General features: G+C 67.3%; 5 protein-coding genes. 2 read left to right on the forward strand and 3 right to left on the reverse strand.

From position 1 onward, the window contains the following. Positions 1–54: 54 nt before the first annotated feature. Positions 55–1,221: an ROK family protein gene (locus tag ACK59X_RS04475; protein WP_409955519.1), complete on the forward strand. Its 1,167-nt coding sequence runs from the start codon at positions 55–57 to the stop codon at positions 1,219–1,221. Positions 1,222–1,383: 162 nt separating this feature from the next. Here the strand turns inward: ACK59X_RS04475 and ACK59X_RS04480 are convergent, their stop codons facing one another. The 3 genes from ACK59X_RS04480 to gabT all read right to left on the reverse strand — a co-directional run bounded on the left by ACK59X_RS04480 (position 1,384) and on the right by gabT (position 4,834). Then, a complete protein-coding gene (locus tag ACK59X_RS04480) occupies positions 1,384–1,737 on the reverse strand; it encodes a hypothetical protein (RefSeq protein WP_409955521.1) in 354 nt (117 codons plus the stop codon). Between the two features lie 158 nt (positions 1,738–1,895). Further along, the gene (locus ACK59X_RS04485; protein ID WP_409955523.1) at positions 1,896–3,374 is read right to left on the reverse strand and encodes an NAD-dependent succinate-semialdehyde dehydrogenase; all 1,479 of its coding nucleotides are present in this window, start codon (positions 3,372–3,374) and stop codon (positions 1,896–1,898) included. A gap of 167 nt (positions 3,375–3,541) precedes the next feature. Beyond that, entirely contained in the window at positions 3,542–4,834 is a 1,293-nt protein-coding gene (gabT, locus tag ACK59X_RS04490; protein WP_409955525.1) for a 4-aminobutyrate--2-oxoglutarate transaminase, read from the reverse strand. A gap of 171 nt (positions 4,835–5,005) precedes the next feature. On the opposite strand from gabT, the gene ACK59X_RS04495 reads away from it, so the two are divergent. Further along, positions 5,006–6,289, forward strand: a 1,284-nt coding sequence (locus ACK59X_RS04495) for a PLP-dependent aminotransferase family protein (protein ID WP_409955527.1), incomplete at its 3' end; no start/stop codon positions are given.

Raw genomic sequence — 6,289 nt, forward strand, 5'->3', positions numbered from 1 at the left:
GCGGCACCATGCAGCGATGGCCCCGTGTGCGGGCCTTCATCGCGTGAGGAATGCATGGCATCGAAAGACAAGGACCAGGAAAAGGACACCAAGAAATCCAAGCAGAAGGCCGACACCGCCAAGCCCGGTGCTGCGCGCGAGGAAAAAGAGGCCAAGGCCCAGCGCGAGCTGGGCATCGTCGGCCCGCACGGCGACATGCGCCTGGCCTCGGTCGTGATCGAGGGCTACAGCCTGGAGCTGCGAGACGGCGATGGTTTTGTGGGCGACGTGGCCAGCCGTACCGCTTTCCGCCACATGCTTGACGCCTGGCGCAAGCTCTTCACCACCATGGCGGGCAAGGACCCCATGGGCAAGAAGACGACGCGTGAACTCAGCAAGGGCGAACTCGATGCCATGCTGGAGAAGGACGGCATCGCGGCCCAGGCCATAGCGGCCGCGTCCGAGGACTATGCGCTGCAACTGGCCCATGTGGTGCAGCGATTTCTCAAGCACAAGACCTGGAAGGGTGTGGAGCGCATCATCATCGGCGGGGGCTTTCACCAAAGCGAAGTCGGCGGCATGGCCATCGCGCGCGCTGGCAAGATCCTCAAGGCCGAAAAAGTGCCCGTGGAGCTGCGCACCCTGCACCACCATGCGGACGAGGGCGGCCTGATCGGCTGGGTGCATCTGGCGCCCCCCGCACTGCTGCAGAGCTACGACGCCATTCTGGCGGTGGACATCGGCGGCACCAACGTGCGCTGCGGCATCGTGCAGACCCATTTGCACAAGGCACCCGACATGTCCCTGGCCGAGGTGGTACGCCGTGAAAAATGGGCCCATGCCGACGACGAACCCAAGCGCGACGAACTGGTCGAGGGCATCGCCACCATCCTGGAGGACCTGATCGCCTATGCGGAGAAGAAGGAGATCCGCCTGGCGCCCTACATCGGCGTGGCCTGCCCGGGGCTGATCGTGGAGGACGGCTCGCTCGCCGGGGGCACGCAGAACCTGCCGGGCAACTGGGAGAGCACGCGCTTCCATCTGCCGCGCGACCTGTGCGAGCGGCTGCCGCACATCGGCGATGGCCGCACCCAGGTGTGCCTGCACAACGATGCGGTGGTCCAGGGCCTCTCGGAGATGCCCTTCACCAACGATGTGGACCGCTGGGCCATCCTCACCGTGGGCACAGGGCTGGGCAATGCCAGCTTCACGAACCGGCGCGATGCGCCAGGGCAGGGGTGAACTGGCGCGCTAGGGCCTTCCCTTCGGGTTGCCCGGCCTGGGGGCCGTCTGCGGCGTTGCCCGCGCTTGCAAGGTTCAAACCATTCTGCGCACGGGCGCCATGCGTCCGGCCCACAGGCCGGGCAACGCGATCCCCGAAATTAGTGTCAACAGGCCCTGATCTCAGCGCTGGTAGCAGCGGCTGGCGGCCTTCACCAGCTTGCAGTTGAAGCGCATACCGTCTGCACCGCCATAGCCGCGCAGGTACTCGGCGAGCCTGTTCTCGTCATACCGGGAATGGAAGGGGTTACCCGTGGGCTTGTCCAGGCTGTCGGACCAGATCATCACGCGGCAACTGCCCTTGTTCTCGTCCTGGCAGAACTTGTAGGCTACGCTTTCCATGTACTGGGTATCGTCGGCCTTGTTGGCGGGCACCATGGCGTAGTGCATGGTGCCGTGGGATTCGAAGACTTCCAGCGTTTGCGCATGGGCGGCGGAAGTCGCTGCACTCAGCAGCGCAAGGATCAAGGCCTTCATGTTGGTTGGTTCCCTCTGTAAGTCTGTAAGCGCAGCCGGTGGGCACGCTCGGAATGCGCGCCTCTGATGGATGAAAAGCAAAGCAGCCCCCGTGGGGGCTGCTCGTGCATGTCGGCTGGTCGCCGGGATTTTGCACTGCTTCCGATGCGATCAGTGGCTCATTTCTGAACATCACCTATGCAGAGGTACTTGATCTCCACATAGTCGTCGCTGCCGTGGTGCGAGCCCTCGCGGCCGAGGCCCGACTGCTTGACGCCGCCAAACGGCACATGCTCCGTGGCCAGGATGCCCACGTTCGCGCCCACCATGCCATATTCGAGCGCCTCGCTCACGCGGAAGATGCGGCCCACGTCCCGCGTGTAGAAGTAGCTGGCCAGGCCGAACTCGGTGGCATTGGCCGCGTCGATGGCCTCCTGCTCGGTCTTGAACTTGAAGACCGGGGCGAAGGGACCGAAGGTCTCCTCGCGTGCGCACAGCATGTCGGCGCGGGCGTTGGCGATCACCGTGGGCTCGAAGAACTGGCCTGCCAGGCGCTTGCCGCCGGCCACCACGGTGCCGCCCTTGGCCAGGGCGTCGTCCACATGGCGCTGCACCTTCGCCAGCGCCGCTTCCTCGATCAGGGGGCCCTGGTTCACGCCGTCCTCGAAGCCGTTGCCCACCTTGGCCGTCTTCACCTTGGCCGCGAACTTGGCGACGAACTCGTCGTACACGCCTTCCTGCACGTAGAAGCGGTTGGTGCACACGCAGGTCTGGCCGGCGTTGCGGTACTTGCTGGCGAACGCGCCTTCCACGGCGGAGTCGATGTCGGCGTCGTCGAACACCAGGAAGGGCGCATTGCCGCCCAGCTCCAGCGACATCTTCTTGACCGTGGGGGCCGACTGCGCCATCAGGATGCGGCCCACCTCGGTGCTGCCCGTGAAGCTGATGTGGCGCACCACGTCGCTCGCGCACAGCACCTTGCCGATGGCGATCGAGTTCTCGCTGTCAGCCGGCAGGATGTTGAACACCCCGGCGGGGATGCCCGCGCGGATGGCCAGCTCGGCGGCCGCCAGCGCGGTCAGCGGCGTCAGCTCGGCCGGCTTGATGACCACCGGACAGCCCGCCGCTAGGGCCGGTGCCACCTTGCGCGTGATCATGGCCAGCGGAAAGTTCCACGGCGTGATGGCCGCGCACACGCCGATGGACTGGCGCAGCACCAGCAGGCGGCGGTTGTTGTCGAACTGGGGCAGGGTCTCGCCGTTGATGCGCTTGGCCTCTTCGGCAAACCACTCCACGAAGCTTGCGCCATAGGCCACCTCGCCCTTGGCCTCGGGCAGGGGCTTGCCCTGCTCGGCGGTCATCAGTCGGCCCAGGTCGTCCTGGTTCGCCATGAGCAGGTCGTACCACTTTCGCAGGATGGTGCTGCGCTCCTTGGCGGTCTTGCTGCGCCAGGCGGGCCAGGCGGCGTTGGCGGCGGCGATGGCGGCCTCGGCATCCTGCGGGCCCAGGTTGGCCACGTCGGCCAGCTTCAGGCCCGTGGCCGGGTCGTTCACGTCGAAACGGCTGCTGCCTGCCACCCACTGGCCGTTGATGAGGCCATCGGTCTTGAGCAGGCTGGGGTCGTTGAGCAGGGAGAGGGGGGAGGTCTTCATGTCCATGGTGTGTTGTCTCGTTGGAAGGCGATGAAGGAGCGGTGGCGCAGGAACAGCACGGGCCCGGCTGGGCACCGCCCAAGGCGAAATGAATATACACGCGGGGTGGCTGCGCTGTGAACCGCGCAGTCACCTCCCTGACAGCGTCATCGGTATCGAAGGCTTACTTACGGTCACGCGACAGCGGCGAAGCTGTCGGCCAGGATGGCCAGGCCTTCCTGGAGCAATTCGTCGGACGCCGTGAGCGGCACCAGGATGCGCACTACGTTGCCGTTGGTGCCGCAGAACAGCAGGATCAGTCCGCGGCGCGCGGCCTCGGCGACGACTGCCTTGGTCAGCGCCGCATCGGGTCGCTGCAGATCGCCGCCCTCGAACAGCTCGATGGCCACCATTGCGCCCAGGCCGCGCACGTCGCCGATGGCGGGCACCTTGGCGGCCAGGTCCTTGAGGCCGCGCACCAGCAGGGCACCCACGTCCTGGCTGCGCGCCAGCAGTTGTTCCTTCTCGAAGGCCTCCATCACGGCCAGGGCCGCGGCGCAGGCCACGGGGCTGCCGGCATAGGTGCCGCCCAGGCCACCGGGGGCGGGGGCGTCCATCACCTCGGCACGGCCCACCACACCGGCCAGCGGAAAGCCGCCGGCCAGCGACTTGGCGGTGGTGATCAGGTCGGGCGCCACGGGCCACTGCTCGCAGGCGAACCAGGTGCCGGTGCGGCCGGCGCCGGTCTGCACCTCGTCGGCGATCAGCAAGATGCCATAGCGGTCGGCCAGCGCCTTGAGGCCGCTGATGAATTCGGGCGGCGCGATGTAGAAGCCGCCTTCGCCCTGCACGGGCTCGACGATGAAGGCCGCCACGCGCTGGGGCTCGATGTCGTTCTTGAAGACCAGTTCCACCGAATGCAGCGCCTGCTCCACGCTGATGCCGTGCAGCGCGTTGGGGAACAGCGCATGGTAGACCTCGCCCGGAAAGGGGCCGAAGCCGATCTTGTACGGCGCGACCTTGCCGGTGAGGCCCAGCGTCATGTTCGTGCGCCCATGGTAGCCGCCGGTGAAGGCGATCACCCCCGGGCGGCCGGTGTGGGCGCGGGCGATCTTCACGGCGTTCTCCACCGCTTCGGCGCCGGTGGTCAGCAGCAGCGTCTTCTTGGCGAAGGCGCCCGGTGCCATGCTGTTCAGGCGCTCGGCCACCTCCACATAGGGCTCGTAGGCCACCACCTGGAAGCAGGTGTGGGTGTACAGGTCGAGCTGGGCCTTCACGGCTTCGATCACGCCGGCATGCAGGTGGCCGGTGTTGAGCACGGCAATGCCGCCCGCGAAGTCGATGAAGCGGCGGCCCTCCACGTCCCACAGTTCGGCATTGCGGGCGCGCTGCACGAAGATCTCGTGCGTCTGGCCCACGCCGCGGGCGATGGCGGCGTGGCGGCGGGCGAGGAGGGCAGCGTTGGTGAAGTGGCGGTCGTTCTGCATGGTGTGGAATAAAAGGGGGGTGAGGAAGAATGGCGCCATTCTGGAAGCCGCGCTGCACACCGTCCATGTACACCGGCCTGCGCTTGCAGATGCACTGTGCAGGTCTAGAATCCAGTACACGCTATCCCACCCACCTGCGGGGCGCCCGCGGCGCGTCCCATTGCCCACGTGATGCTCACTCTCAGCCCCGACCTGGCGACCCCCCTGGTCAGCCAGATCGTCGAAGGCCTGCGGGGCCTCATCGCCAGCCAGGCCCTCAAGCCCGGCAGCAAGCTCCCCTCGATCCGCAGCTTTGCCGCCACGCACGGCGTGAGCGTGTTCACCGTGGTGGAGGCCTACGACCGGCTGGTGGCCCAGGGCTGTCTGGTGTCGCGCGCCAACGCCGGCTTCTTCGTGAAGCGGCGCGAAGCTGCAGCCCCCGGCATCGCCGCGCCCGAGCGGCCCGCGCCCACCTTCGACGCGCACTGGTACCTCAAGCAGATTTTCGAGAACCGCAACCTGCCCATGAAGCCCGGCTGCGGCTGGCTGCCCAACGACTGGCTGTTCGGCGATGCGGTGCGCCGCAGCATGCGCCAGCTCTCGTCATCCGAAGGCACGGAGCTCGATGGCTATGGCCTGCCGCACGGGCTGCTGGACCTGCGCACCGTGGTGGCCGAGGCCATGGCCGAGCGCGACATCACCGTGGATGCCGACCGCGTCATGCTCACCCAAGGCTCCAGCCAGGCGCTGGACCTGGTGGTCCGCCGCCTGGTCAAGCCCGGCGATGTGGTGCTGGTGGACGACCCGGGCTACCCCAACCTGCATTTCATCCTGCGCTTTGCCGGTGCCCATGTGGTGGGCGTGCCGCGCACGGCGGCGGGCTATGACCTCGGTGCGCTGGAGGCATTGCTGGCCGGGCACCGGCCCACGGCCTTTTTCACGCAGCCGCGCTTGCAAAGCCCCACCTGCTCGGTGGCTTCCATGGCGCAACTGCACCGCCTGCTGCAGCTGGCCGAGCAGCACGGCTTCATGCTGGTGGAAAACGACATCTACGCCGACATGGAGGCCGGCACGCGTCCCTCGCTGGCGAGCCTGGACCAGCTCGACCGCGTGGTCTACCTGGGCAGCTTTTCCAAGACCATCTCGCCCAACCTGCGCACCGGCTACCTCGCAGCGCGGCGCGACCTGGTGGACGGGCTGGTGCAGCTCAAGATGGTCTCGGGCCTGACCTCATCGGACATCACCGAGCGCATCACCCTCGGCGTGGTGACCGAGGGCCGCTGGCGCAAGCACCTCAAATCACTGCGCGAGCGCCTGGCCGAGGCCCACCGCACAGTGGGCCGCAGGCTCGAAGGCCTGGGCTTCGAGCTGTTCCACGAGCCTGAGGCCGGCATCTACCTGTGGGCCCGCCATCCCGACCTGCCCGACAGCGCCGAGCTGTCCCGGGAGGCCACGGGCGAAGGCATCATGCTCGGT

This window comes from Acidovorax sp. (assembly GCF_046339755.1).
GTDB lineage: Bacteria > Pseudomonadota > Gammaproteobacteria > Burkholderiales > Burkholderiaceae_C > Acidovorax.